24 protein-coding genes and 1 tRNA gene are annotated in these 26,101 nt (G+C 71.0%); 4 read left to right on the forward strand and 21 right to left on the reverse strand.

Going from position 1 to position 26,101, the window contains the following annotated elements; genetic code table 11:
- Window positions 1-42: 42 nt before the first annotated feature.
- The 8 genes from LGI35_RS23870 to LGI35_RS23905 all read right to left on the reverse strand — a co-directional run bounded on the left by LGI35_RS23870 (window position 43) and on the right by LGI35_RS23905 (window position 8,419).
- On the reverse strand, window positions 43-1,284 hold the full coding sequence (locus LGI35_RS23870; protein WP_116511895.1) for a beta-ketoacyl-[acyl-carrier-protein] synthase family protein: 1,242 nt from the start codon (window positions 1,282-1,284) through the stop codon (window positions 43-45).
- Window positions 1,281-1,538, reverse strand: a complete 258-nt coding sequence (locus LGI35_RS23875; RefSeq protein ID WP_227296294.1) for an acyl carrier protein — start codon at window positions 1,536-1,538, stop codon at window positions 1,281-1,283. The genes LGI35_RS23870 and LGI35_RS23875 overlap by 4 nt, the downstream gene beginning before the upstream one ends.
- Before the next feature lie 67 nt (window positions 1,539-1,605).
- Window positions 1,606-2,640 carry a beta-ketoacyl-ACP synthase III gene (locus LGI35_RS23880; RefSeq protein ID WP_227296296.1) on the reverse strand — a complete coding sequence of 345 codons (1,035 nt, stop codon included), beginning with the start codon at window positions 2,638-2,640 and terminating at the stop codon, window positions 1,606-1,608.
- On the reverse strand, window positions 2,637-4,289 hold the full coding sequence (locus LGI35_RS23885) for an FAD-dependent monooxygenase (protein WP_227296298.1): 1,653 nt from the start codon (window positions 4,287-4,289) through the stop codon (window positions 2,637-2,639). The genes LGI35_RS23880 and LGI35_RS23885 overlap by 4 nt, the downstream gene beginning before the upstream one ends.
- A 38-nt stretch (window positions 4,290-4,327) precedes the next feature.
- Window positions 4,328-5,374: a beta-ketoacyl-[acyl-carrier-protein] synthase family protein gene (locus tag LGI35_RS23890; RefSeq protein ID WP_227296299.1), complete on the reverse strand. Its 1,047-nt coding sequence runs from the start codon at window positions 5,372-5,374 to the stop codon at window positions 4,328-4,330.
- On the reverse strand, window positions 5,371-6,435 hold the full coding sequence (locus LGI35_RS23895) for an AfsA-related hotdog domain-containing protein (RefSeq protein ID WP_227296301.1): 1,065 nt from the start codon (window positions 6,433-6,435) through the stop codon (window positions 5,371-5,373). Before LGI35_RS23895 ends, LGI35_RS23890 begins: the two co-directional genes overlap by 4 nt.
- Window positions 6,436-6,581: 146 nt before the next feature.
- Window positions 6,582-6,800: an acyl-CoA carboxylase subunit epsilon gene (locus tag LGI35_RS23900; RefSeq protein WP_227296303.1), complete on the reverse strand. Its 219-nt coding sequence runs from the start codon at window positions 6,798-6,800 to the stop codon at window positions 6,582-6,584.
- Window positions 6,797-8,419 (reverse strand): acyl-CoA carboxylase subunit beta, encoded by a 1,623-nt coding sequence (locus LGI35_RS23905; RefSeq protein WP_227296305.1) that lies wholly within the window; start codon window positions 8,417-8,419, stop codon window positions 6,797-6,799. Before LGI35_RS23905 ends, LGI35_RS23900 begins: the two co-directional genes overlap by 4 nt.
- Window positions 8,420-8,585: 166 nt before the next feature.
- Here LGI35_RS23905 and LGI35_RS23910 point away from each other — a divergent pair, with 166 nt between their 5' ends.
- Window positions 8,586-9,542 carry an ACP S-malonyltransferase gene (locus LGI35_RS23910; protein ID WP_227296307.1) on the forward strand — a complete coding sequence of 319 codons (957 nt, stop codon included), beginning with the start codon at window positions 8,586-8,588 and terminating at the stop codon, window positions 9,540-9,542.
- A 140-nt stretch (window positions 9,543-9,682) separates the two neighbouring features.
- Here the strand turns inward: LGI35_RS23910 and LGI35_RS23915 are convergent, their stop codons facing one another.
- The 8 genes from LGI35_RS23915 to LGI35_RS23945 form a co-directional block, all read right to left on the reverse strand.
- A complete protein-coding gene (locus tag LGI35_RS23915) occupies window positions 9,683-10,654 on the reverse strand; it encodes an SCO2400 family protein (RefSeq protein ID WP_227296309.1) in 972 nt (323 codons plus the stop codon).
- Window positions 10,655-10,873: 219 nt separating this feature from the next.
- Window positions 10,874-11,848: a phage baseplate protein gene (locus tag LGI35_RS23920; protein ID WP_227296310.1), complete on the reverse strand. Its 975-nt coding sequence runs from the start codon at window positions 11,846-11,848 to the stop codon at window positions 10,874-10,876.
- Window positions 11,849-12,027: 179 nt separating this feature from the next.
- On the reverse strand, window positions 12,028-12,303 hold the full coding sequence (locus LGI35_RS23925) for an SHOCT domain-containing protein (RefSeq protein WP_227296312.1): 276 nt from the start codon (window positions 12,301-12,303) through the stop codon (window positions 12,028-12,030).
- A 41-nt stretch (window positions 12,304-12,344) separates the two neighbouring features.
- Window positions 12,345-12,788, reverse strand: a complete 444-nt coding sequence (locus LGI35_RS23930) for a DUF6325 family protein (protein ID WP_227296314.1) — start codon at window positions 12,786-12,788, stop codon at window positions 12,345-12,347.
- Window positions 12,789-12,928: 140 nt separating this feature from the next.
- The gene (locus tag LGI35_RS23935) at window positions 12,929-15,658 is read right to left on the reverse strand and encodes a cation-translocating P-type ATPase (protein WP_227296316.1); all 2,730 of its coding nucleotides are present in this window, start codon (window positions 15,656-15,658) and stop codon (window positions 12,929-12,931) included.
- Window positions 15,659-15,711: 53 nt separating this feature from the next.
- Window positions 15,712-16,683, reverse strand: coding sequence for a polyphosphate kinase 2 family protein (locus tag LGI35_RS23940; protein ID WP_227296318.1), 972 nt, complete (start codon window positions 16,681-16,683; stop codon window positions 15,712-15,714).
- Window positions 16,583-17,293 carry a three-helix bundle dimerization domain-containing protein gene (locus tag LGI35_RS46625; protein ID WP_423835713.1) on the reverse strand — a complete coding sequence of 237 codons (711 nt, stop codon included), beginning with the start codon at window positions 17,291-17,293 and terminating at the stop codon, window positions 16,583-16,585. Before LGI35_RS46625 ends, LGI35_RS23940 begins: the two co-directional genes overlap by 101 nt.
- 30 nt (window positions 17,294-17,323) lie before the next feature.
- A complete protein-coding gene (locus tag LGI35_RS23945; RefSeq protein ID WP_227296319.1) occupies window positions 17,324-17,497 on the reverse strand; it encodes a hypothetical protein in 174 nt (57 codons plus the stop codon).
- Between the two features lie 405 nt (window positions 17,498-17,902).
- Here LGI35_RS23945 and LGI35_RS23950 point away from each other — a divergent pair, with 405 nt between their 5' ends.
- A complete protein-coding gene (locus LGI35_RS23950; RefSeq protein ID WP_227296321.1) occupies window positions 17,903-18,265 on the forward strand; it encodes a FliH/SctL family protein in 363 nt (120 codons plus the stop codon).
- A gap of 115 nt (window positions 18,266-18,380) precedes the next feature.
- Here LGI35_RS23950 and LGI35_RS23955 read toward each other — a convergent pair.
- Window positions 18,381-18,454, reverse strand: a tRNA-Gly gene (locus LGI35_RS23955).
- Between the two features lie 525 nt (window positions 18,455-18,979).
- On the opposite strand from LGI35_RS23955, the gene dcd reads away from it, so the two are divergent.
- Both dcd and LGI35_RS23965 read left to right on the forward strand, forming a co-directional pair.
- Window positions 18,980-19,555: a dCTP deaminase gene (gene dcd / locus LGI35_RS23960; protein ID WP_100596440.1), complete on the forward strand. Its 576-nt coding sequence runs from the start codon at window positions 18,980-18,982 to the stop codon at window positions 19,553-19,555.
- Between the two features lie 8 nt (window positions 19,556-19,563).
- On the forward strand, window positions 19,564-20,061 hold the full coding sequence (locus LGI35_RS23965; RefSeq protein WP_227296323.1) for a phosphoribosyltransferase: 498 nt from the start codon (window positions 19,564-19,566) through the stop codon (window positions 20,059-20,061).
- Between the two features lie 67 nt (window positions 20,062-20,128).
- Here the strand turns inward: LGI35_RS23965 and LGI35_RS23970 are convergent, their stop codons facing one another.
- The 4 genes from LGI35_RS23970 to LGI35_RS23985 all read right to left on the reverse strand — a co-directional run bounded on the left by LGI35_RS23970 (window position 20,129) and on the right by LGI35_RS23985 (window position 26,066).
- A complete protein-coding gene (locus LGI35_RS23970) occupies window positions 20,129-21,745 on the reverse strand; it encodes an MFS transporter (RefSeq protein WP_227296325.1) in 1,617 nt (538 codons plus the stop codon).
- A gap of 147 nt (window positions 21,746-21,892) precedes the next feature.
- The gene (locus LGI35_RS23975; RefSeq protein WP_227296327.1) at window positions 21,893-22,897 is read right to left on the reverse strand and encodes a Yip1 family protein; all 1,005 of its coding nucleotides are present in this window, start codon (window positions 22,895-22,897) and stop codon (window positions 21,893-21,895) included.
- 50 nt (window positions 22,898-22,947) lie between these two features.
- The gene (locus tag LGI35_RS23980) at window positions 22,948-24,438 is read right to left on the reverse strand and encodes an FG-GAP repeat protein (RefSeq protein WP_227296329.1); all 1,491 of its coding nucleotides are present in this window, start codon (window positions 24,436-24,438) and stop codon (window positions 22,948-22,950) included.
- Window positions 24,439-24,692: 254 nt separating this feature from the next.
- Window positions 24,693-26,066, reverse strand: a complete 1,374-nt coding sequence (locus tag LGI35_RS23985; protein ID WP_227296331.1) for an FG-GAP and VCBS repeat-containing protein — start codon at window positions 26,064-26,066, stop codon at window positions 24,693-24,695.
- Between the last annotated feature and the right edge of the window lie 35 nt (window positions 26,067-26,101).

Below are 26,101 nucleotides of genomic sequence, written 5' to 3' on the forward strand. Positions count from 1 at the left end.
GTGGGGGTGGTGCCGGGCCGGGGCGCCGGTGCCCCGGCCCGTTCAGGCGGCGGTGAGGACGAGGGCGGCGTTGTGCCCCCCGAAGCCCAGCGACGTACTCGCGGCGACCTGGATCCTCTTCTGCCGCGCCCGGCCCGTCACCACGTCGATGTCGACGTCGATCGAGGGGTCGAGCGAGTCCACGTTGGCGGTGGGCGGCAGGGCGCCGTGGTGCAGCGCCAGCGCCGTGTACGCGGCCTCGACCGCGCCGGCCGCAGCCAGCGTGTGCCCGGTGACCCCCTTGGTGGAGGTCACCGCCGCCCGGTCGCCGAGCACCGAGTGCAGCGCGCGGGCCTCGGTCAGGTCGTTCATCGGGGTCGACGTGCCGTGCGCGTTCACGTGCTCCACCTCGTCGGGGAGCACCCCCGCGTCGTTGAGGGCGTCCCGCAGGGCCCGGGCCAGGCCCGCGCCCTGCGGGTGGGGCGCGGTCGCGTGGTGCGCGTCCGACGTCGCGGAGAACCCGGCGATGTCGGCGTAGCGCCGCGCGTTGCGGGCGGTGGCGTCCTCGCACCGTTCGAGGACGAGGATGGCCGCGCCCTCACCGGCCACGAAGCCGTCCCGGTCGTGCGCGAAGGGACGGGACGCCGCGGCCGGGTCGTCCGTGCGGGCCGACAGGGCGCCCATGCGGGACAGGCCGTTGAGGGTGCCCGGGCTGATCGCCGACTCGGTGCCGCCGGCGAGGACCACGTCGCACAGGCCGGACAGCAGCCACTCGCGGGCGGTGCCGATGGCGGACGCCCCGGAGGCGCAGGCGGTCGCCGTGACGAGGCTGGGGCCGTGGATCTTCTGGTCCATGGCCACGTACCCGGCGACCATGTTGACCATCCCCATCGGGATCATCAGCGCGGACACGTCGTCGGGCGTGCCCTCGAAGTACGTCCGCAGCTGCTTCTCCAGGGTGGCGACGCCGCCCAGCGAGTTCCCGATGACGACGCCGACGCGGGTGCCGTCCCAGGACCCGCAGTCGAGCCCCGCGTCCGTGACGGCCTGCCGCGCGCTGACGATGGCGAGCTGTGCGAACCGGTCGAGCTTCCAGGCGTTGCGCCGGCCCAGTTCGGCCGTGGCGTCGAAACCGGGGACGCGGCAGGAGATGTCGACCCGTTCGCCCTTGAGCTCCGGGTCGGTGGTGGCGGCGGACACGCCCGACAGGACGCGCCGCCAGTTCTCGTCGACGCCGATGCCGGCGGGGGTGACGAGGCCTATACCGGTGACCGCGACTCCGCGGCCCCGGGCCACCCCGCTCATGCCTGGTCCGCCTTCGCGGCGATCACGGCGACGGCTTCGTCGAGGGTGAAGGACGACTTGAGCTCGCCCTCGACCAGGACGATGCCCATCTCCTTGCGGAGGATCAGGCTGAGCTCGACGAGTATCAGCGAGTCGATGTCGAGCTCGTCGAACGTGGCGCCCGAAAGCAGCTCCGCCTCGTCGAGGCCGAACTTCTCGCTGATGAGGCCGGAAACCTGGTGCTTGAGGGAGGACTCGACGGAAAGAGCGGTCATGACTGACTCCTGAATTCTGTGAAATGGGGTGTGTGTGAGGTGGGTTGAGGCTTGGTGGGTCACGGGTCTACCGCTGTGTGACCGGTTCGATGTCCGGCCAGACCAGCGCGGCCGAGCCCCAGGTGAGGCCGCCGCCGAAGCCCGTGAGGACCACGCGGTGGCCCGGTACGAGGTCGCCCGCGGCGGCCGCGTCCGACAGGGCGAGCGGGATCGAGGCGGCGACGGTGTTGCCGACCCGGTCCAGGTTCACCACGATCTGCTTCTCCTCCAGGCCCAACTGCTCGCCGACGGCGTGCAGGATGCGGACGTTGGCCTGGTGCGCCACGACCTTGTCCAGATCGGCGGCCGTCCAGCCGACGCGGTCGAGGAGGCGCTGCGAGGACTCGCTCATGTTGATCACGGCCTCGGTGAAGACGGGCCGGCCCTGCATGGCGAAGTACTGGTCGCCCTCGGCGGGCGGTTCACCCGTCGAGCGCTGGCGGGAGCCGCCGGCGCGCACCGTGATGAGGTCGGCGCCGCCGCCGTCGCTGCCCAGGTCGAAGCCGAGGAGCGCCCCGGGTTCGCCGGACTCGCCGGCCCGCAGGACCACGGCTCCCGCGCCGTCGCCGAAGATGGCGCGGGTGGTGCGGTCGACGGGGTCGAGGATCGTCGAGAAGGTGTCCGCGCCGATCACCAGGGCCCGCCGGGCGACCCCCGCCGTGATCATGGAGGCGGCGGTGGCCAGGGCGTACACGAACCCGGTGCAGACCGCCGCGACGTCGAACGCGGGGACCTTGCCGAGTCCGAGGCGGTGGGCGACGCCCGGCGCGGTGCCGGGGCAGGGCCGGTCGGGCGTGCTGGTGGCGAGGACCACCAGGTCCACGTCGGCCTCGGTGTCGTGGTCGGTGCCGCTCCTGCGGGCCGACTCCAGGGCGCGCTCCCCGGCCGCGACGGCCAGGTCCGAGGTGGACTCGCCCGGCGCGACGACGTAGCGCAGGCCGATGCCGGTACGCGTACGGATCCACTGGTCGGACGTGTCGAGCTGGGCGGCGAGCTCCTCGTTGGTGACGGCGGTCGCGGGCAGCGCGCCGCCCAGACCGCAGACCACGGCGGCGCGGCTCATGAGGCCAGCTCCTCGACGTCGTGGGCGGCCGGCGCGGGCTGCGCGGGCACGGTCCGCACGGGACGCGCCATGGCCTTGAAGGAGCTGCCCGCCCGGCGCAGCGCCGCGCGCACCTCGGCCGGTTCGGGCGCGGTCAGGGCCGCGATGTGTCCGTCGGGCCGTACGAGTACGGCCTTGGGCTCCTTGCCGAGCAATGGGGCGAAACCCGGCCAGGCGGAGATGTCCTGCACGGTGACGCCCTCGGGCGCGGCCACCGTCAGCGCTTCTCGGCTCGCCACCCAGCCGGAGTCCTGCCGCTCGCCCGCCCACAGCAGCAGCGAGAGCCGCGCCGGGTCGATCGAGGGCCAGCGTTCGGCGCCCTGCTGAGGGGTGCCGTGCGCGGCGAACACGGGGAGGCGGTCACCGGCGCGGACCTTGCGGGTGAGGCCGGGCAGGGTGTCGCGCAGGGACTCGGCGGGCCGGTAGCTGACGTCGTGCTGCGCCATCAGCGGGGCGCCGAAGCGCTGGAGGAGACCGGTGCGCGAGGCCAGGCGCAGGGCGCCGTCGCGGGCCGCTATCTCGTGGCGCCGCTTGAACAGGCCCCAGCTGGTCTGCTTGGCGGTGGTCAGGACGATGCGCTCGGCGGCCAGGTGCCGGTCGGAGTCGTACGTGTCGAGGATGCCCGGCTCGAACAGGCCGTTGACGACACCGGTGAGCTTCCAGGCGAGGTTGACCGCGTCCTGGATACCGGTGTTCATGCCCTGCGCGCCGGCCGCGCTGAACACATGGGCGGCGTCGCCCGCGAGGAACACGCGCCCCGCGCGCATCGTCTCGGCGACCCTGCGCCGGGCCCGGAAGATCGTCGACCAGTCCAGCTTGCCGACCAGGCCGGGGCGTGGCGAGCGCTCGTCGAGGAAGTGCTGGAACAGCTCGCGCGGCGGGCCCTGCTCCTTGTCCCAGTCCGGCACGCTGATCGCGAGCCGGAACTGCCCGTTGCCGAACGGCGCGATGCCGAGGGCGCCGGTGCGCGAGTAGCAGTAGACGAGCGAGTGGGGGTCCATGTCGCCGTCGACCGGACCGTCACCGATGGCGAAGAGCACGTCGTTGCCGGTGCCGAGGAGCTCGATGCCGGCGAACTCGCGGACCGCGCTGCGGGCGCCGTCCGCGCCGATCACCCAGTCCGCCTCGATCTGCTCGACGCGCCCTTCGGCGCCCTCCACCTCGGCGACCGGGCGCGGCCCGGACGTGTCGAGGCCGGTGAGCGTCCCGAACTCGATCTCGCCGCCGTACGCGGCGAGCCGGGTGCGGATGACCTCTTCGGTGGTGTCCTGCGGGATGACCACACCGAAGGGGTACGGGGTGTCGGTCAGCCGGCTCATCTCGATGGCGCCGATGGCCCGCTTGTCGGAGTAGTACTGCACGGAGTCGAGGCGGTTGCCCGCGTCGACGACGCCCTGGGCGGCGCCGATCCGGCCGAGGAGCTCCAGGCTGCGCGGCCAGACCACGCTGGCCCGGGAGTGCTGGACGGGCCCGGCGGCCGAGTTGTCGATCAGTCTCACCGGAACGCCCTGGCTGAGCAGTTCGGTGGCGAGCACCAGGCCCACGGGGCCCGCGCCCACGACGAGGACGGGACGTCGTCCGCCGGGGCCCTCGCGCAGAGGGATCGTCATGACAGGTGTGCCTTTCGTCGAGTCGGTGGCTACGGCGGTCAGGGGCGGTGCACCACGACGGCGCTCCAGGTGAATCCCGCGCCGGCGCTCAGCACGGCGGCGTACTCGCCGCGTTCGAGGCGGTACGGGCTCGCGCCCGCGGACAGTGCGGTCAGGTTGGACAGGAGGTCACCCGCGCCGAGGTGCCCGGTGCGGTCGCCGAGGTCGGCGACCGGCGCGTTCGTGACCTCGGCGACGGCCGGCCCGTACACGTCGCGGGCGGTGGCCCGGCCGAGCCTCGGGAGCAGCACGGTGCGCAGCTTCCGGCCGCCCTGGCCGATGCCCGCGTCACGCAGCGCGTCGGCGAGGACCTCGCTGGTCTCGCGCCGCAGCCGGCCGAGGAACTCCGGCTTGCCCTGCGTGGCGAGGAAGGCCTTCTTGGTGCGGCGCACGTCCACGGCGGTGCTGCTCGTGTGCGGCGCCGGGTGGAACGCGCCGGTGTCGCGGTGGGCGGTCTCCAGGGCGGGGACGGCCCGGGTCCGCAGGGCGCGCAGGGTGAGCGCGCCCTCCGGTACGTCGTCGGCTGTGGCGGCCCGTGCGACGACGGCCGCGGTGGCGCCGTCGCCGTACCAGACGCCGTAGTCGCCGGCCCAGCGGTCGAAGCCCGGCCGGGCGAAGCGGTCCGCCGTGGTCACGAGGACCGGTGCGCCGCCGCCGTCGGCCGCGATGCGGTCCACCGCGGTGCTCAGGGCGGCCGCGGCTCCGTTGCACATCTGCTGGATGCCGGTGGGGATCGCTGCGTGGGCTCCGGTCCCGGCCGCCACGTAGTGGGCGGGCGACCAGAAGTCGTGGCCCTGGTAGTAGGTCCAGGCGTGCAGGGTGGCCGACAGGTCCCCGGCCTTCGCACCGACCCGCGACAGGGCGCGGTGCGCGGCCCGTACGGCCATCTGCGGAGCCGACTCCTCGGCGGACACGGGCAGTTGCTCGTACCCCATGGCGTCCGCCTCGGTGGCCGTCACCCGGCCGTCGGCGAGCGCGTCGACCGTCTTCTCGGCGGTGGGCGGCAGCCACTGGGCGGCCGACAGCCACACATGGCCGGGGATCACAGGCACTCCTCCCCCTCGGGCAGCGCGGTGACCGCGGCGGACGTCGTGGTGTGCATCCGGCCGGAGGCGATGACGTCGCCGTCCTGCACGAAGTCGATGTAGAAGGTCCGCAGGTCCGGCAGCATCAGGCTGAGGTTGTCCTCGTGCGCGTACGGCTCGGTCTTGCGGATGTGGACCGTGGTGGGCGCGTCGAGCTCGGCGTAGCGCATGAAGTCGAAGTCGAAGCCGGCGACCGTGGTGCGGCTGACCGAGGCGCCCCACAGGTCGGAGACGCCGAGCAGGCAGAGCTGGCGGGCGGCCTCCATGAGGACCATGCCGGGCACGTGGTCCTGGCCGTGGTCGAACATGCTGCGGTTGTCGAGGGGGATCCGCACCGTGGCGTGCGCGTTGTCGGTGTCGACGGTGGCGGAGGCGAGCACCACGTTCGACGGGGAGCTGCGGCCCACGAGGTGCGGGGCGACGTAGGCGTTCTCGCGCGGGATGTCCTTGAAGGGGACGAGTGGCTTGCCGCGGCCCTGGACGCGCACGGCGTCGTAGACCTCGGCCGGTATGTAGCCCACGTCCATCTTGACGAAGCCGAGGCACCGCTTGGCCAGCTTCATGTCGATGCCGAAGGTCAGCCGGCGCACATCGCCCGGCGTGCCGCGGCGGTTGCTGGTGCGCACCGAGATCCGCAGCTCGCCGGGCGTCTCCTCCTCGGGCAGGGTGAGCAGTCCCGGCAGCTCCATGGACCAGGACCGCAGCAGGAACTTGCTCTTGCGCGACACCCCGGCGAACTCGTGCCCGCCGTACGTCTCGGCCTGCCGGCAGCACTCCAGGAGCAGCATCGGGTCGGGGGCACCGAGCCGCGAGGTGTGCTCGGTGTAGTAGGCGTGGGACGGGGGGAGCTGGGCCGCGGCGAGGTAGTCGTCCTCGCCGGTCTGCCGGCTGTCCGTCAGAAAGACCTCGGAGAGCGCCCAGCGGTGGAGAAGGGAACGGTCCACGGTGCGCATGAATTCGAGGTTCGCGGCGCCCGGCAGGCAGGTCTTGGCTGCGGGGGATTCGGCGGTCTCGGTGTTCATATTCGTCCTCCTGATGCGGCGCGAGGCGAGCGGGGAATTCTCCCGAACTCCGGGATTTCCTTTTCTCTTTCCTCGCTTGATTCCATTGTCGAGGGGGGTGGCAAAGCGTTCACTAAAGGCGGCCTCAAGGGGCCGGCGGACCTGGCTCAGGCCGCCCAGGCGAGCGGGCTGCGGTAGCCGTCGGCGGGCCGGTCCCACTCCGCGCGGGCGGGCGCCACGGGGGCGTCCTCGCCGGCGTCGGCGCGGGAGCGCAGCGTCGCGGTCAACACCGCCACGAGCGCGGCCAGTTCATCGGGGGTGGGGTTGCCGCGCACCACATGGAACGCGGCCTCCCGCAGCACGTCGGAGCCGCTCGCGGCGCTCACAGCGGGGTGATCCCGTGCTTGCGCTGCGGCAGCGCGCGGTGCTTGGTGCGCAGCATGGCCAGCGATCTGGCGAGCACGGCCCGGGTCTCGCCCGGTTCGATGACGTCGTCCACGAGGCCGCGTTCGGCCGCGTAGTACGGGTGCATCAGCTCGGCCTTGTACTCCTTGACCATCTGCTCGCGCATCGCGGCGGGGTCGTCGGCGGCGGCGATCTGCCGCCGGAAGATGACGTTGGCGGCGCCCTCGGCGCCCATCACCGCCACCTCGTTCGTGGGCCAGGCGAAGGAGAGGTCCGCGCCCACGGAGCGCGAGTCCATCACGATGTACGCGCCGCCGTACGCCTTGCGCAGGATCAGCTGGATGCGCGGGACGGTGGCGTTGCAGTACGCGTACAGCAGCTTCGCGCCGTGCCGGATGATGCCGTTGTGCTCCTGGTCGACACCCGGCAGGAAGCCGGGCACGTCGAGCATCGTCACCAGGGGGATGTTGAAGGCGTCGCACAGCGACACGAACCGCGCGGCCTTCTCGCTGGCCTTGATGTCGAGGACGCCGGCGCTGGACATCGGCTGGTTCGCGACCACGCCGACGACCTGCCCGTCGATCCTGGTCAGCGCGCACACCACGTTGTTCGCCCAGTCGGGCTGGATCTCGAAGTACTCGCCGTCGTCGACGATCTCCTCGATCACGGCCTTCACGTCGTAGCCGCGGGCCGGGTCGGCGGGCACCAGCTCGGCGAGCGCGTCGGTGCGCCGGTCCGGCGGATCGTCGGTGGCCACCGCGGGCGGCGCCTGCCGGTTGTTCGACGGCAGGAAGGAGAGCAGATAGCGCACGTCCTCCAGGCAGGACACCTCGTCGTCGTACGCGAACGCCGACACACCCGAGACCGACGCGTGCACGTCCGCCCCGCCCAGCTCGTCCATGCTCACGCGCTCACCGGTGACCGCCTGCACGACGTCCGGGCCGGTGATGAACATCTGCGCCACGCCCCGCACCATGAACGTGAAGTCGGTCAGCGCCGGCGAGTACGCGGCGCCTCCCGCACACGGCCCGAGGATCACGCTGATCTGCGGGATCACCCCCGAGGACAGGGCGTTGCGGCTGAAGATCCCGCCGTATCCGGCGAGCGCGGTGACGCCCTCCTGGATACGGGCGCCGGCGCCGTCGCAGAGGCTGACCAGCGGGGCGCCGGACGCCTCGGCGAGGTCCATCAGCTTGTGGATCTTCGCCGCGTGGGACTCGCCGAGCGCGCCGCCGAAGATACGGAAGTCATGCGCGTAGACGAAGACCTGACGGCCCTCGACCGTGCCCCAGCCCGTGATCACACCGTCGGTGTGCGGCCTGCGCTTCTCCAGGCCGAAGCCGGTCGCGCGATGCCTGCGCAGCGGCTCCAGCTCCGTGAACGAGCCCTCGTCCAGGAGGAGTTCGATGCGTTCGCGGGCCGTGAGCTTGCCCCGGTCGTGCTGTGCCCGGGTCGCCCGCACCCCGGGTCCCGCGTGGACCTCGGCGCGCAGCCGGCGCAGCTCCTCGACGCGCACATGCACGCTGTCGGGCCGCTCCGGCTCACTCTCCCCGGAGATGTCCGGGCTTTGTGCGACGGGTTTCTCGACCACAGTGGTCATGCCATGTCCTCCCATCCGGCCGGCACCCGAATGGCGCCACCCGGGGAAAAGGATTCGGGGCGGGCGGCAATGCGCGACTCAAGGCCGGGAAAAACAGCATTCCTTTTCCACGCCTTGAGCGGGCAGGCCGCACGATTCCTACCGACCGCCACCGGAAGGGAAGATCATGACCACGCACCTCCACGAGTCGTCCGACTCCTCGCCGCGCCACGCCGTCCTCTTTCCCGGACAGGGAGTTCAGCGGCCCGGGATGGGCGAGCCCTGGCGCGCCACCGAGTCCTGGGAACTCGTCGAGTCCGTCTCGCGCGCCTCCGGCTTCGACGTCGCCGAGCTGCTGCTCACGGCCGACCAGGAGACGCTGTCGCGCACCGACCACGCGCAGATCTCGGTGTTCACGGCCTCGCTGCTCGCGTGGTCGGAGCTGCGCAGGCGCGAGTCGGACGCCCGGGTCGTGGCGGTCGCGGGCCACAGCCTCGGCGAGTACACGGCGCTGGTCGCGGCCGGCGTCCTCTCCGTCGCCGACGGCGCCTGGCTGGTGGGCGAGCGCGGCCGCGCCATGGCCGAGGTCGCCCGGCGCCGGCCGGGAGCGATGGCCGCGGTCATGGGCGGAGACGTCGACGAGGTCGCCGCCCTCGTCGACACCTTCCGGCAGGAGGGCGCGGACCTGTGGGTGGCCAACCACAACAGCCCCCAGCAGACGGTGATCGCGGGCAGCCGTACGGCGATCGACGCGGCGGCGTCACGCGCGGCGGACGCCGGCCTGCGCTACAGCGTCCTGCCGGTGACGGCCGCCTGCCACAGCCCCTACATGGAGCCCGCGAGCGCGGCCCTGCGCCGGGCCCTCGAACTGACCCACTTCGCGGCGGGCGTGCTGCCGGTCGTCGCGAACGTGGACGCCCGCGCGCACTACGGCGGCAGCCAGTGGCAGGAACTCAGCACCCGCCAACTCGTCAGCAGGGTCCGCTGGGTCGAGTCCCTGAACACGCTCCACGAGGAACTCGACTGCACCGCGTTCCTGGACATCGGCCCCGGCGGCACGCTCGCGGGCCTGGCCCGCAGGGCGCTGCCGGGTGTACCGGCCCACAAGTTCACGGCGTCCGCGCCACTGGCCGTGGCGGCGTAGCAGCCACGTGCGTCGGTACGTGTGTCCGTACCCGCGTGATTACATGCGTCAGTGCATGCGACGGTACGTGCGTCGGTCAGCGCAGAGGCCCGGCCCGGGGGTCAGAACCCCGGGCCGGGCCTCGGTCGTTGCGGCGGAACTCAGCTGATGCAGAGCAGGCCGAGCACGCAGACGGGCTCGGGTGACGCCGTGCTGGGCGCGGGCGCGGGCGTCGTCGCCTGGTTCCCGCCGGACGATCCCGAACCCGTGCCCGTACCCGAGCCGGAACCCGTGCCCGTGCTTCCGCCGGACTGGCCGGCCGATGCGGGCGAAGAGGTCTGCGGGGCAGGGGCGGCGGGCGAGTCGGTGTGCGCCGCGGCGGCCGGCGCGGAGTCGGTGTGCGGCGTGGCACTCCGGGCCGGGGCGGCGTGGCGCGGGGCGCCGGTCGGCGCGGTGGACGCGGCCGGCGTGGGCGTGTTGGCCGGGCGGGCGTGGCGCGGGCCGGTGGACTTGTGCGAACGGTCGCTGCCGCTGCGCGAGGCCCGGTCGTCCGGGGTGTCCGTCGCGACGTCCGTGTTGGCCAGGGCCGGCGAGGTGGTCACCGGGTCCGGGGCCGCGGAGGCGTGCGTGCGGTCGGGGGAGGCGTCGTTCGGCAGCGCGGCCATGGTGAGCCCGCCACCGACGATCGCGACGGCGGTCGCGGCGACGGCCCGGCGCTTGTTCTTCTTCCACTGCGCCAGCTTCCGCCGCCGTGCGGCGCGGCCACCCTGCGAAGCGGCCACGGGCGCCGGGACGTCCACGGAACCGGCGGCGTCGTCGCCCGGGCCGGCCACGTCGAAGGCCTTGGCCGCGGAGAAGGGGTCGAAGTCGTCGAACGGGCCGGCGGAGCCGGAGGCCGCGTACGCCCCGGAGGCACCCGCGGAGCCGGCACCGTGGCCACGGTCGGCGGCGGGGGAGACCCCGAAGAACGACGGGGCGGCCGAGGCCGGCGCATGCGCCGAGGGGGCCGAGGACGAGGGGAACGACGAGAGCGACGTCGTCGCCGGCGGGGCTATGTCCGGGGCGTACGCGCCGCAACCCGGGCACACCAGCGCCCCGTTGAGGGTCCGACGGCAGGAGGAGCAGTAGTCCATTTCGATCTTTCTGTGGCTGACTGCGCCGCCGGGACGCCGGGCATTTGGTCACGTTCGCACGCGAGATCGAGCGGCCAGCAACGCTATCGACGCTTTCCGAAGGCGATGCGCGCACCGTGTGATGCTCCTGCGAAGATGTGTGACCGCTGTGACGGGAGAGGCCCGGACCGCGGCAGCGATCCGGGCCCGTCACCTCACAAGGCCGTTACCTCTTGCCCCTCAGACCAGCGCGTTCTTGTAAAAGATGCTGGAACGCCGGTCGCCCTCGTCGCCGGAGGCGAAGCCGAGGAAGAGACGGGACTCACCCGCGTCGGTGCGGTAGATCGCGAGCCCCTCGGGCTCCCGGTAGACCAGCGTGGAGCCGGCCTTGGTCAGGGTCGGGCCCTGGGCGATGGCACCGGTGTTGATGTTGATGCTGGTGATGTACGTGTTGCCCGGGTCGGGGTTGGACGCCGAGTAGCCGTCACCGGTGATGAAGTACATGTACGAGCCGTAGAGCGTGTATCCCTGCGGCGTGCCGGAGATGGCCGGCGGGGTGAACATGGCGACGGGCGAGCTGAAGTCGCCCCTGTCGGTGTCCGCGAGGTCGTAGACGGCGATGTGCTTGGCGCCGTCCTTGTGGTAGCGGACGATCATGCGGTTGTAGACCGGGTCGATGGAGCAGGTGAACTCGGTGGCACCGGCGACCGGCGTGAACTTGCTGTAGCCCTGGGCGGAGGCGTCGACGGTGGTGCCGGGGCTGTATCCGATGAAGCCGAGCTTGGAGCCGTAGCCGTTGGCGTTGGCGTCGGTCTCGATCCACAGGTTGCTGGTGCCACCGACGGGCCGCACGCCGAAGGCGACGCCGTGCCCGAAGCCGTTGAGGTGCATGTACGACACGTAGTTGCCGGCGAAGTCGAGCTGGCTGATACACAGGTCGCCGGCCGACTCCGGGCTGTCCAGCCGCTTGGCGGCGACGAACAGGCGCTTGTTGACCGAGTCGAACGCGAAGCTCTGCTGGACGCGGTTGCTGTGCAGGTTCTTGTCGCGGAACAGGTCGTACGACGGCTGCGACAGATCGAACCGTGAGGTCGTGCCCACGGAGGCGGCAGCGCTCGCGGCCCCGTACCCGACCCCGAACGCGGCAAGACCCGCCCCCGTGGCGGTGCGCAGCAACCCTCGACGGGTCAGTGACGTACGGGAGTTGTGCTCCATGAGGGAACTCCTGAGGAAGAGTGGAATCCGAGTCCCCAGACTTTACGCAAGGGGGATCCCGTGCTCTTCGGCCGTACGTCCACCGGCCACCGGTCGCGCTGAGTCACCGTCACGCGGTCCAGCGGATCAGTTGTTCAGCGGAGCAGTTGTTCAGCGGTTCAGCGATCCGGCGGTTCCGGTCAGGACTCGAGAAGCCTGCGCTTCTGCTCCTCGAACTCGCTTTCGGTGAGCACGCCTTGGGCCTTGAGGTCGCCGAGCTGCTTGAGCTGTTCGATCTTGCTCGACATGTCGGTGACCGGGGGAGCGGCGGGAGGCGCGGCGGCGGGGGCCGGAGCTTCGTACGTCTCCTGGGCGGCCCATCGCCCCGCCTGGCGGCGGCTCACACGGTTCGACACGGCGGTCGCGGTTCCGGCGACCACGGCCGTGCGCGCGACCCCACGGAGTAGACCTGGCATGGCGGTTTCCCTTCTGCTGGTCGGCGGCTGTCGGAAGCCGCTCAGTGAGCGGCTTCCGTGCTGTCGAGCGCGGCCAGGATGGCAGGCACCGGGATCCGGCCGGAGGCGACCATCCTGGCGCCGCCGCGGCTGAGGGCTGCGGCGAAGGGCGCGGCCCAGCGGTTCTCGTAGATCAGGACACCGGCGGAACTGCCGGGCTCCAGGGCCCGTGCCGCCTCCTCGATGTCGTCCTGGCCGAGGAGGCCGGAGGACGCGCCTTCGAAGACGGCCAGGTCGAGCTCGCCGTCGCCGGTGAGGTCGGCGATCTCCAGGCCGCTCACGGAGCCGTCCTCCTCCTTCCTGACGAACGTCAGGTCGAGGATGCGAATGAGGCCTCGGTCCACGAGATCGACCAGGAGGGGCAGGCCCTCTCCCGTCATGCGGCTGCCGGGGAACTCCACGACCAGATAGTCGATCGGCCCCAGTTCTTCGACTTCGTCGTTCACGGCGCAACCCCTGTGTTCGTAAGCCCTGGTGTCGGTAGCCCCTGGTGTTCGTCAACCCGGTTCGTGACCCACGGTGTCCGTGGCTCTCCCCGCAGACCCATTGCATCACCGGACCAGTGCCCCCGCACGTCGGTGCGCGCTCACCCGGCCGCCCTCGACCGGCGGGTCAGGAGCTTCCCCAGTTCCCACAGGAGCAGCAGCGCGACGGCGGTCAGCAGTGCCCAGCCGTACTGTCCGGCGGTGATCGAGGTCGTCCCCAGGAGACGGCGGAAGCCGTCCAGCTGGGTCACCAGCACCGAGAGCACCAACTGGGCCAGGGCCACCCAGTTCATCTGCCGGCTGTCGAACGTCGACGGCGTCAGCACGGACTCCGTCTCACTGCGGCATTCGAACGCGGCCACGATCAGACAGAGCGCGAACGCGGTGAACGCGATCGACTGACCGGTCCCGACGCTGTCGAAGCGGGCCTGGCCGAGCTTGATCATCCCGAGCAGACCGCAGGTGATCGCGAGACCACCGAGCCCGACCGTGACCAGCACCGGCCGGGTGAGCACGGACTCCCCACGCGGACGCGGCCTGCGGCGCATCAGCCCCGGGTTCTCCTGGTCGAAGCCGAGCGCGAAGCCGAACGAGGCGTTGACCACGAAGTGGATCCACAGCACCTGCGGCGGGGTGAAGGGCTCACCCGCCGCGATGTTGAAGACGGTGGCCCCGAGGAACGTCAGGACGAAGACGACGAGCAGCAGCAGGACGAACCGGATGTACTTGGTGAGGTTGTCGTAGATCGTCCGGCCCTGTTCCACGGCGTAGACGATGGTGGCGAAGTTGTCGTCGGAGAGGATCATGCGGCCGGCACTCTTCGCCACGTCCGTGCCGCTGCCCATCGCGATGCCGATGTCGGCGGCCTTGATGGCGGGCGCGTCGTTGACGCCGTCCCCGGTCATCGCCACGACGTCGCCCTTCTTCTTGAGCGTGTCGGCGAGCAGCACCTTGTGCTCCGGCGCGACCCGTCCCAGCACACCGATGTCGTCGATGCGGGCCAGCCGCTCGCTCTCGCTCATCGCGGCGAAGTCGGCGCCGAGGACGGCCTCGCCGGGGATACCGATCTGCCGGGCGATCGCCGCCCCGGTGGTGACGTCGTCGCCGGTCACCAGGCGGACCCGGATGTGCGCCGCCCGGGCGTCCGCCACGGCGGCCGCCGACTCCTCGCGGGGCGGGTCGACCATGGCGACGAGACTGGCCATCCGCAACTCGGTGACGTACCCGAGCAGATCGCCCTCCGCGTCGAAGACGGCCGGGTCGAGATCCCGGGTGGCCGCGGCCATCACCCGGTGCCCCTCGCCGCCCATCCGCTCGGTCGCCGCCTCGGCGCGACCCTGCAGACCGGCGTCCCACGGGACGGTCTCGCCCGCCGCGAGCGCGGTGGCGGCCCGCGCCGCCACCGCCGGCGCCGCGCCCTTGACGAAACACCGCACGACCGGCCGGCCGGCGGCGTCGAGGGCCGAATGGAAGGTGGCCATCAGTTTGTAGTCCGGGTCGAACGGCAGGGTCGCGAGGCGGGGGAGACGTTCCCTGGTGGCATCCGTGTCCAGCCCCGCCTTGTGGGCGAGCACCAGCAGCGCGCCCTCCGTGGGGTCGCCCACCACCTCCCCGTCCACCAGCTTCGCGTCGCTGGCCACGAGGTACGGCAGGATCGCGTCCTCGATGCCCGCGGCGGTCCCCGCGGCATGGTGGATCCGTCCCGCCAGGCCGTAGCCCGTGCCGGAGACGGTGTACCGGTCGGTGGGAGTGAGCACCTCGACGGCGGTCATCTGGTTCATCGTCAGGGTGCCGGTCTTGTCCGAGTTGATCGCCGAGGTGAACGCGAGGGTCTCGACCGACGGGAGTTCCTTGACGATGGCGTTCCGTCTCGCCAGGTTGAGGCTCCCGACGGAGAGGATCGCCTGGGTCACGGTCGGCAGGGCCTCGGGGATGGCCGCGATGGCCAGGGAGACGGCGCTGACGAACAGCACGTCCCAGGCCTGGTCCCGGCTGCGCCCCAGGGCGAACATCACGATCATCGTGAGTCCCGCGGCGCCCGTGATCCACAGTGTCAGCCGGTCGAGCTCCTTGGTCAGCGGCGGGATCTCCTTCTCGGTGGCCGCCAGCATTCCGGAGATCCTGCCCAGCTCGGTGCCCGCGCCGATGGCGGTCACCACGAGCACACCGCTGCCATGGGTGACCGGGGTGTTCATGAACGCCATGTCGGTCTGGTCACCCGGCGGCAACGGCCGCCCGCCCGGCAGCGTGCCGGAGTCCTTCGCGGCGGGCACGCTCTCGCCGGTGAGCGCCGACTCGTCGATCTGCAGGGCGCTGGCCTCGATGATCCGTCCGTCCGCGGGTACCTGGTCCCCGGCGGAGACGAGCACGACGTCGCCCACGACGAGCTCCTCCGCGGGGATCTCGGCCTCCGTGCCGCCCCTGCGCACCCGCGCGGTGGCCTTCATCATCGACTTCAGCGCGTTCATCGCGCTCTCGGCCTTGCCCTCCTGACGCAGGCCCACGACCGCGTTCAGCAGGGTCAGCGCGAGGAGCAGGACCGCGGTGGTCCACTCCCGGATGAGCAGGGAGACCGTCGCCGCGGCCACCAGGACGATCTGCATGTAGCTGCGGTACTGGGCGAGGAACCGGTGCCAGGCCGGAGCGCGCGCCTCCTCGGGCAGTGCGTTGGGGCCGTGCGCGGCACGGAGTTCGGCGGCCCGTGGCGCGGCGAGCCCGACCGCCGGATCGACCCCGAGGGCCGTCGCGACCTCCTCCGGGGAACGGGCGTACCAAAGGTCGTCCTGAGAAGCCCGCGGCTGCGCGCCCGCGGCATCCGGCTGCACCGTCATCGCCTGTCTCCGATCCTGGCCGGTCGTCGCATCCCGCCCGCTGCCATGTCGGCCTAGCGGCGCTTCTTCCTGGCAGCCGAGGCAGCCGACGGATGCCGGGCCGCGTACGGATCGGCCGGAAGTCCCGGGGGCGCCTCCCGCTCCAGCTTCCGTGCGGCGGCGCGCAGCTCCTTGCGCGCCGCGTCGTCCACCTCCGGGTACCGGGGATCGATGTCCATCAGGGTGTGCGCGAGGACCGCCGCCGTGCAGATCCGCGCGAACCACTTCCGGTCCGCCGGCACCACGTACCAGGGCGCCCATCTCGTACTCGTCGCCGACAGCATTTCGGAGAACGCGTCCTGGTAGTCGTCCCAGTGGCGTCGCTCGCGGACGTCGGCCGCGGAGAACTTCCAGTTCTTCTCGGGCAGGTCGAGCCGCTTCAGGAAGCGGGTGCGCTGCTCCTCCTTCGACAGGTTCAGGAAGATCTTCACGACCTTGAACCCGTTGTCGGTGAGATAGCGCTCCCAGTTGTTGATCTCCCGGTACCGCCGTTTCCACACGCCCGGTCCGCGTGCGTGGCCGGGCAGTTTCTGCCGCTCGAGGAGTTCCGGGTGCACGCGTACGACGAGGACCTCCTCGTAGTGCGAGCGGTTGAAGACGGCGATCTCGCCGCGCTCGGGCAGCCGCCGGGCGTAACGCCACAGGTAGTCGTGGTCCAGTTCCTCGGCGGAGGGCACCTTGAAGCTGCTCACCCGCACGCCCTGCGGATTGACGCCGCTCATCACATGACGGATCGTTCCGTCCTTGCCGCCGGCGTCGAGCGCCTGGAGGCACAGCAGCACGCCGTACGTGTCCTGGGCGGCGAGCCGTTCCTGGTACTCCGCCAGCAGGGCCACCCCGGCCCGCAGCAGTTCGACCCCGTCACGCTTCGTCAGACCGGCCTTGTCACGAGGGTCGAAGTCCCGGCTCAGGCGGACCTTCGACCCCGGCTCCACCCTCAGCGGCTCGATGAACTCCGCGATCCGCTCGGCTCTCTCGTCCGACATCACCCATCAGTTCCTCTCCCGGCCGTCGTTCTTCCGACCGAGCGACGTGGCCGCCGGCAACCGCGCCGAGCGCCCGTCGAGCCCGGCGTTCGACCAGGATCGGCACGTACGCCCTGACTCTGGCCTGGCGGAAGGAGTCGTACGCGGACCGGACAGCGGTCTCGACGACGTTCTCGGCGACCGTGGGCCAGGCTTCCCGCAGTCGCCCCACCATGTCGCGGACAGCCAGGTCCTCCGCGGGCGGGACGGCGGGCGGCGGATCCGGCGGCACTTCGGGCTCCGCCTGCTCCACGGGAGGGGACGAGAGGCTCCCCGCCTCGAGAGGAGCCTGCGCGCCGCCGACCGGGGGCATCCGCTCGTCGACCGTCATGGCCGCCGCGCCCGGGCATCTGCGGGCCGAAGCCCCCGATGGGCCTGGTCCCGTGCTCCGTTCCGGAACGCCACACGTTCCATGCCGATGCCCTCCAGCCCACGCGCCCCGCGAGTGGGTGCTCCCACTCATTCTCGGTTCGGACGGACAAGATCGCCTCCCGAACCCGGGGGCGGGAAGCCCCCGAAGTCCCACCGTCGAGCCAAGCGATGACGGCGATGACGGTGTTTCCCGGGCCATCGGACACGAACGGGGCGCGAACGGGGAACGCTAGTCCCGCGGGTCGGAAACTTGCTTCCAGCCGTCGACAGACCGGGTGATGAAGAGCACCCGGTAGACGTCACGGGTCCAGACGGTGGCACCCTCCCCGTGCTCGGCGAGTTCGGCGAAGGCCTCTTCCGCCGAGTCGTACTGGTACTTCCGCCCCTTCGCGTTCCGGATCATCCACTCTCTGCTGGGTGTCCCTGCGAGCCCCATGGCCACGACGATCGTCCCTCCCCTTGGTGTGTGCGGGAGCGTAGCTCGTGCCGTTCCGGCCCGGTGTCTGCTCGGCTCGGGCGCGGCTGTGCGCATTCGATGACGTCCGAACCAGCTTAATTACGAGCCGAATTGGCCAGTAGATCCAAACTCGCGCAATATGACGAAGCGTCATAGACGCGTTATGCAGAAGGGTTTGACGGAAATTCCCGACGAGTCCGCCCCTCTCGCCTGTCGCGCCCTCCCGCATATCGCTGGATCTCCATGTGCAGTTGCGGCGCCGATATGGGCGATCTAGGGTGGATTTGGCTCTATGTGAGAAACTGGCCCGAGGGGATGGCTATGCTCGCAATGAAAAGAAAACGGGTCGCAATGGGCTCCGTCTTCGTCGCCGCAACCATTGGCCTTGCGCCCCTCGGCTGGACGCAGGCCTCCGCGGCCACACCGACCGAGACCCACGTCGGCACCAGCGCGACTGCCAAGGTTCACAAGTCGGGCCAGGACTACCGGCGCGGCTTCAAGGACGGCTTCAGATCCGGGTTCCGCCAGGGGTCGCACAACTGCCACCGGCACGGTCACGGCAACGACCACGGGAACCGTAATGGGGACGGAGACGGGAAGGGCCGGCAGGCCGCCACCGTCGTGTACAAGGACGCGCATCAGGACTACCGGCGCGGCTTCAAGGACGGCTTCAGATCCGGGCTCCGCCAGGCGCAGAGGTCGTGCCACCACTGAGTCGGTCGCGGTTCCTCGAACCCGAGGCGTCAGCGGGTGGGCCAGGCTCACATCCACCGTCGCATCGGAAGCACACAACGAACAAGGCCCAGGTCGCTGACCTGGGCCTTGACTATGGAGCGGGTGACGAGAATCGAACTCGCACTCTCAGCTTGGGAAGCTGATGTTCTACCACTAAACTACACCCGCGTAAGACGCCGGTTGAGCCGGAGTCGTAACGTCGCACACTGTACCCCATGCCAGGCCCCCGGTGCTTTCGCCGTGGGGCCTGGCTGCGTTGTGCGTGCTGGATGTGACTGCGGGTGAAGGGAGTTGAGGCGTACGGTGGGGCCGGCTTCGAGGGTCCTTCCGTGTCCGGAGTGCCGCCTGGAGCGGCGTCCCTTTCATCCCGTAATGTGACCCCTCGTTGTCGGCCAGAAATGGCTGAGTGGCTCGTGGGGAAGGGACTCTGGGACTCGATGGAGCGCACATTCGTCCGTTGTGCCGAGGGGCACGTGTTCAGCACCGCTTCGTTCCCGATGCAGCGGGCCGACCGGCTCGGACCCGGCCGGCTGATCCGATGTCCGCGGTGTGCGCGGCTGAGGAACGCGGTTCCTGTGGAGTTCGAGAAGCGGTAGCCGGCGTGTAGCCGAGGGGCAGGCGCGCGGGTGCGCCACAGTCGCGGTGCAATGGCCGGATTGTGGCGGGCCCGCGCGCTCTGCGTATCCTCGCTACGTGCTTCTCTCAGACAAGGACATCCGGGCCGAGATCGACGCCGGGCGGGTCCGCATCGATCCGTATGACGAATCCATGGTGCAGCCCTCGAGCATCGACGTGCGGCTCGACCGCTACTTCCGGGTGTTCGAGAACCACCGCTACCCGCACATCGACCCCGCGGTGGAGCAGGCCGACCTGACGCGCCTCGTGGAGCCGGAGGGCGACGAGCCCTTCATCCTCCACCCCGGCGAGTTCGTGCTCGCCTCCACGTACGAGGTCATCTCTCTGCCGGACGATCTCGCCTCGCGCCTCGAGGGCAAGAGCTCCCTCGGCCGGCTCGGGCTCGTCACGCACTCCACCGCCGGCTTCATCGACCCCGGGTTCTCCGGGCACGTCACGCTGGAGCTGTCGAACCTCGCGACGCTTCCGATCAAGCTGTGGCCGGGCATGAAGATCGGGCAGCTGTGCATGTTCCGGCTGAGCTCGCCCGCCGAGTTCCCGTACGGCAACGAGCGCTACGGGTCCCGCTACCAGGGCCAGCGCGGTCCCACGGCCTCCCGTTCCTTCCTCAATTTCCATCGAACACAGGTGTGAGCAGCAGCATGAGTGACGTACGCGAGAACCTTACGTACGAGAAGTTCGGCACCGCCGTGCGCGAGCTGGCGCAGACGATCGCCGACGACGGGTACGAGCCGGACATAGTGCTGTCCATCGCGCGCGGCGGCGTCTTCGTGGCCGGCGGGCTCGCGTACGCCCTCGACTGCAAGAACATCCACCTCGTGAACGTCGAGTTCTACACGGGCGTGGGCACGACGCTCGAGATGCCCGTCATGCTGGCGCCCGTGCCCAACGCGATCGACTTCTCGGACAAGAAGGTGCTCATCACCGATGACGTCGCCGACACCGGGAAGACCCTGAAGCTGGTCCACGACTTCTGCCTCGACACCGTGGCCGAGGTGCGCTCCGCCGTGATCTACGAGAAGTCGCACTCGCTCGTGAAGTGCGAGTACGTGTGGAAGCGCACGGACGACTGGATCAACTTCCCGTGGTCCGTCGAGCCGCCCGTCGTGAGCAGGGCCGGACAGGTTCTGGACGCCTGAGGTCGTCGTACATGTGAGTGGGGCCCGGCACACACAGTGCCGGGCCCCACTCACATGTACGGGCGGGCTACGGCGTTGCGGAGCCTGGCTGGGTCGTCGGGATCCGTGAGGTGAAGAACATGGCGATCAGCGCCGTGAGGGCGAGGACGGCGAGTGCGGCGCGCAGGCCGTCGAGCCGTGCTTCCCTGTTCGCGTCGAGCGCCGCCTGCGAGACCTCCGCGCTCGTGCCGGATGCGTCGAGCGCGGTCTTGAGCTGAACGTCCGAGAGGAAGGGCGCGCCGCTCTGGAGCTTGACGGAGGTCTGGCTCTTGATGTCGGCCGGGACCGCCGGATTCTGCTCGATGCTGGTCACGAACGAGCTCGTGAGCGCGGCGATGAGGATCGACCCGGCGAGTGCCGTACCGAGCGAGGCGCCCAGGTTGGTGACGGCGTTCTGGACCCCGCCGACTTCCGCGCTCTGTGTCTCCGGCACCGCGGACACGGTCACCGACCCGAGCTGGGACGCCAGCGCTCCCATGCCGAGCCCGATCAGCAGGAGGGGGATGGTGACGATCTCCGCGCCGGCTCCCGCGTCGAGTGCGGCCATCAGGACCACCGCGCCCGCGAGCAGCGCGAGGACCCCGAGCCGCACCACCCGGCGCGGCGAGACATCCGGGAAGAAGCGCGGGATCAGGATCGCGCCCGCCAGCAGCGTCAGCGAGAGCGGCAGGAGGCGGGCACCGGTCTGGAGCGCGGACAGGCCCAGGGCGATCGACAGATACAGCGGGACGACGAAGAACACGCCCATCTGCACGAGGTACTGGAAGAAGAACATGGTCAGGCCACCGGTGAGCTGCTTGTTCTGCAGCAGGGCCGGGTCGACGAGCGGCTCCTTGCGCCGCTTCACCAGGCGGGCCTCCCAGCGGAGGAAGAGCCAGATCAGCAGCAGACCGGCCAGCGCCAGCCACACGACCAGCGAGATGCCGAGCCACGAGGGCGCGCCGGGTTTGGGCTGGAACCAGCCCCATTCGTCCGAGCGCAGCACTCCGTAGACCGAGATCCCGAGGCCGAGGGCGGAGAGCACGCAGCCGATGAGATCGATGCGGGCGCGCTCGCCGACCGGCGCGTCGGCGATGGGGCGGGCGGACACCAGGATGCCCAGCACGACCACCACCTCACCGGCGAACACCCAGCGCCAGGAGAAGTACGTCGTCGCGAGCCCCCCGATGAGCGGCCCCACCGCGATCGCCACGGCGGCCGCGGCCGCGACGAGTCCGTACGCGGCGGGCCGGCGTTCGGTGGTGAAGTTGCCCGCCACGAGCGCCACGATCGCGGGCAGGATGAGGGCGGCTCCGAGTCCTTCGAGCAACGCCCAGCCGAGCAGCAGTACGGGGAGGTTCGGCGCGAGTGACGTGGTCAGGGAGCCGCAGCCGTAGACGCAGCAGCCGATCATGAACGCGCGTTTGCGTCCGATCAGCGCACCGACCTTGCCGCCGGGGATCATGAACATCGCCATCACGAGGGTGTACGCCGTGATGGCGCCCTGGATCCCCGTCACGGTCGTGCCCACGTCCTCGGCCACGGTGGCGATCGAGACGTTCATGACCGAGCTGTCGAGAGCCATCAGGAACTGACCTGCCGCGAGGGTCAGCAGGACGAGTCGTGCCGTCGCCGGACTCTCAGTGGTGCCTGCCGCGGGTGCCATGGGCGAATCGTGGCAGTTTGTCCACGGAGGCCGGTGCTTCGACCCGCGACCGGCGGCAAATCTGTCGGCGGCGACGGGGTGGCGACGATCGACGCGAGTGGGGCCCGGCACAGTGTGTGCCGGGCCCCACTCGCGTTCATCAGGTCTCTAGAACGTGCCCAGCTTGATGATCGACAGGAGTGCGATCAGCTGGATCGCGGAGGCGGCCAGCGCCTTCGGCCACGGCAGGTCGTGCGACCTGCTGACCATGAGCGTCAGCAGGAAACCGGCCAGGGCCCACGTCGCCCAGCCGAGGATCTGTACGAAGGGGGCGTCGCCGCCGAGGAACATCGCGAAGAGCAGACGCGGGGCGTCCGTGATCGCGGTGATCAGCATCGCGAGGCCGACCGTGGGCTGCCACGCTCCGTCGCCGCCGAGCTGGCGGGCGAGCGTGTGCGTGACCACGCCCAGGACGAAGAGGCTGATCGTGATCGCGACGCCGGTCGTGAGGACGTACGGGACCGCCGCCGAGATCGTGGCGTTGATCACGTCCTCGCGGGCCGAGTCGAAGCCGAAGATCGCGAGCAGCCCGTAGAGGAACGTCACGACGAGGGCGGGGCCCCACATCGCGTAGTCCCGCATCTGGAAGTACGTCTGGCCGGGCCGCAGGACGACTCCGGACAGGAGCTGCTTCCAGTGGAGCCGCGGCCCGACGGGCGCGGCCGGGGCCGAACCCGCCCGGTACGTGTCGCCCTGGCTGTACGGGTCCTCGCCCACGGAGAACGCCTGGGTGTGCCCCGGGTTGTTCGCCGCGTACGGGTCGTAGCCCTGGCCCTGCTGACCGTGCCCCTGCGGGCCGTTCGGGTCACCGAAGTACTCCGGCTCCCCGTGGCCTCCGGACTGGGGCCACTGCTGCTGCTGACCGTACGGCTGCTGCGGTTGCCGCCCGCCGTACTGGTGCTGCTGCGGTTGCCCGTTCGGGGGCGCGGGAGGGTAGCCGTACGGGGCCTGCCCCTGGGGGGCCCGCTGTCCGTACGGTCGCGATTGCGAGGCGCGGTTGTCCCGGCCGCGTCCGATCCTGAATCCAGCCACGTCATCGAACGTACCTGGTCCCGGGGAGGGAGGTGCCGGGCCCAGTGGATCGGGCCCGGCTTTGCTGCCGAGCTGTGACATCCCCTAAGGGACGTGTGAGGGTGTTCCTGCGGGTCGGGGCGGGTGGGGCGTCAGTCCGTGAAGTTGCCGCCCAGGCTCGGGGTGCCCGACGCGGAGATGCCGAGCGTGGAGGTGTAGATGCCGGAGGACGCCGCGAGGGTGCCGTCGGCCTTGACCTTGACCGGGTACACGGCGCCGTTGTGGCCGTTCTCGCCTTCGGCGCCGATGAGGATCTCGTCCCGGCCGTCGTGGTTGAGGTCGTCCAGGTGCACGTCCGAGCCGAACTCGTCGTTCTTCTCGTTGGTGTTGGGGACGAACGCGTTGTTCTGCTCCAGGAACAGGGCACCCGCGCCGGTGATGCCCGAGCCGTCGGCGGAGCCGTACAGGACGGTGGCCGCGCCGGCGTCGGCGCCGCCGGTCAGGTCCTCGCCGGGGGCGCCGACGACCAGGTCGAGGTGGCCGTCGCCGTTGACGTCGCCGAGATCGATCTCGCCGCCGAAGGTGTCGCCCTTCTCGCTGGAGCCGGGGACGCCCGCGGTGTTCTGCGTGAACTTCTCGGTGTCGCCGGCGGACGGGCCGCTCGCCGTGCCGTGCACGACGAACACCGAACCGCCCGTGGTCGCGCCCGCGATGCCGGAGTCCCAGGCGTTGCCGATGACGATGTCGTCGTAGCCGTCCTCGTCGGTGTCGCCGAGGTCGGTGATGATGCCGGCGGGCAGCTTCTGGGAGCCGGAGCTGGTGAGGCCCGTGGCGCTGCCGGGGATCCAGTAGTTGGCGTTGAGGTTGTCCGACGGGTCGTAGCCGTTGACGATCAGGTCCTCCTTGCCGTCGCCGTTCGCGTCGCCGGAGTGCAGGCTGTTGATCCCGTCGCCGGTCTGTACGCCGGTGCTCAGCGTCTTGTGGACCGCGGCGCCCGAGGTGCGGCTGAAGCCGCCGGAGAAGACGTCGACGGTCGTGGCGCCGAGCGAGCCGACGGCTATGTCGTCCTTGCCGTCGCCGTCGAAGTCGCCGGCCTCGACCACACCGCCGAACCAGTCGTGCTTGGTGGGCCGCGGGTCGGCGACGGTGGTTCCGCTCTTCAGCCCGTCGGCCGAGCCCCACAGGATGGCGGCGGTGCCGCCGTTCTGGTCCGAGCCGACGTCCTCGCCGAGCGCGCCGACGAGGACGTCGTCGTAACCGTCGCCGTCGAAGTCGCCGTACGCGGAGTCGCCGCCGAACACGTCGCCGGCCTCGGACGTGCCGGGGACGCCGGCGGAGTTCTGGCTGATGGTGGCGTAGTGGTTGCCGGTGGCTCCGCCGTAGACGACGGCGAGCTGGCCCGCGCTCGCCTTGCCGTTCACGTAGGCGCCGTGTGCGGAGGCGACGGCGTCCGCGTAGCCGTCGCCGTTGAAGTCGGCATCACCCTGGGCGACGCCGGTCGGAACCGTGTCGGCGGACGCCACGCCGGCCGAGGTGGCCAGCAGGCCCCCGGTCAGCGCGGCGGCGGCCGCGGTGGCGGTGGCGAGCCGGATCCGGGCGGGGGAGGGTTCGGGCGTCCGCTTGTGCTTGGCGTGCCTGGTCATGCGTGTAGCTCCTGCGTCAACCGGGGGATGTGGGGGCATCCGCAGTCAGTAAGGGTGCGTTCCGCGGGTGTTTGCCGGGAGTTGTCCCGGGCGTGGCCCTGCGGTTGGCGAACAGGAGACTCGTGGTGGGGGTGGAGGGTTGTACGGGGCGGGTGGGAATCTGTGGGATCCGCGGGCGGGGCGGCGCGCCACCGGACATGAACGAGCCCCGTCGGCCGGGGCGGGCCGACGGGGCTCGTTCACGCGGGTGTGCCTTACTGAAGGAAGCCCTCGATCAGGTCCGACGGGACCGCCGTGGCGCCCGTGGTGGTGATTCCGGAGGGCGAGCCGGGCAGGCGGAGCGAGCCGGCCGTGCCCGCCACGTACAGATCGGCGTAGCCGTCGCGGTCGGTGTCGCGCAGCCGCACCGCGGAGCCGAACGAGTCGTCCGAGTCGAGCGCTCCGGTGACGCCGGGGCTGTTGCGGGCGAACCACTGGGAGCCGGTGCCGTTGATGCCGCCGGCGCGCCCCTTGAAGACGTGGACGCCGCCCGCGTATTCCTTGTCGTCGATCTTCTCGCCGTAGACGCCGACGGCGAGGTCCTGGTAGCCGTCGCCGTCGACGTCGCCCGCGGAGAGGGACGCGCCGAACGAGTCGTCCGCCTCGGGGGTGCCCGCGACGCCGCTCGTCGACTGTGTGAGGCGAGAGCTGGCGCCGGGGCCCGTGGAGGAGCCGTACCAGAGGGAGACGCGGCCCTTGTAACCGGAGTACAGCGGCGTACCGATGGCGATGTCGCCGTAGCCGTCCTTGTTGAAGTCGGCGATGACGCCGTCGCCGCCCCGGTCCGCGTGGCCGCTGTTGCCTGACTGGGATTCGAGGCGCAGTGTCTTGCCGGAGGTCAGCGTGGAGCCGCCCTTCACGAACCAGGCGTCGGATGCGATGTACGACCCCGTGGCCACGTCGCCGATGATGACGAGGTCCGTCCTGGAGTCGCCGTCGACCTTGCCCGCGATCAGGGCGGTGGAGTCGAAGGCGGACGACGACTTGTCGAGGGTCGTCACGGAACCGGTCGTGCCGGACCGCGTGAAACCGCCCCGGTAGACGTACGTCTTGCCGTTGTTGACGACCGCCAGGTCCTGCTTCCCGTCTCCGGTGAAGTCGCCGGTGGCCAGGTCGCCGCCCATGTAGTCGTACGACTGCTTGGGGCCCTTGTTGGCGAGGGCCGTGCCGCCGGACAGGCCGTTCTTGCCGCCCCACAGGATGGTGACCGCGCCCTGGTCCTTGCGGCCGTCGACATCCTCGCCACGGGCTGCGACGGCCAGGTCGCCGTATCCGTCGCCGTCGAGGTCGGCCGCGGCGCGGACTTCGCCGAACATGTCGTCCGCCTCGTCGGCCCCGTACACGCCGGGGCTGGACTGGTCGATGTGCTGGCTCTTGGTGCCCGGTCCTTGGGCGGTGCCGAACGTGACGAGGATGCCGCCCCCGAGCTTGGGGCTCTCGTCGTAGGACGCGTAGTCGCGGTACCCGTCGCCGTTGAAGTCGTCGGCGTACTGGGCGCCGGCTGCGGAGGCGGGTGCTGTGGGAAGGGTGAGGGGAGTCAGGGCGGCCGCTACGAGGGCGGTCACGGCTGTGGTGGTGCGCAGGTGCACGTCGGGCTCCTTTGGGTGAGACCGGGAGGGGTGGG

Origin of the sequence: Streptomyces longhuiensis, from assembly GCF_020616555.1 — a bacterium.
Lineage (GTDB): Bacteria > Actinomycetota > Actinomycetes > Streptomycetales > Streptomycetaceae > Streptomyces > Streptomyces longhuiensis.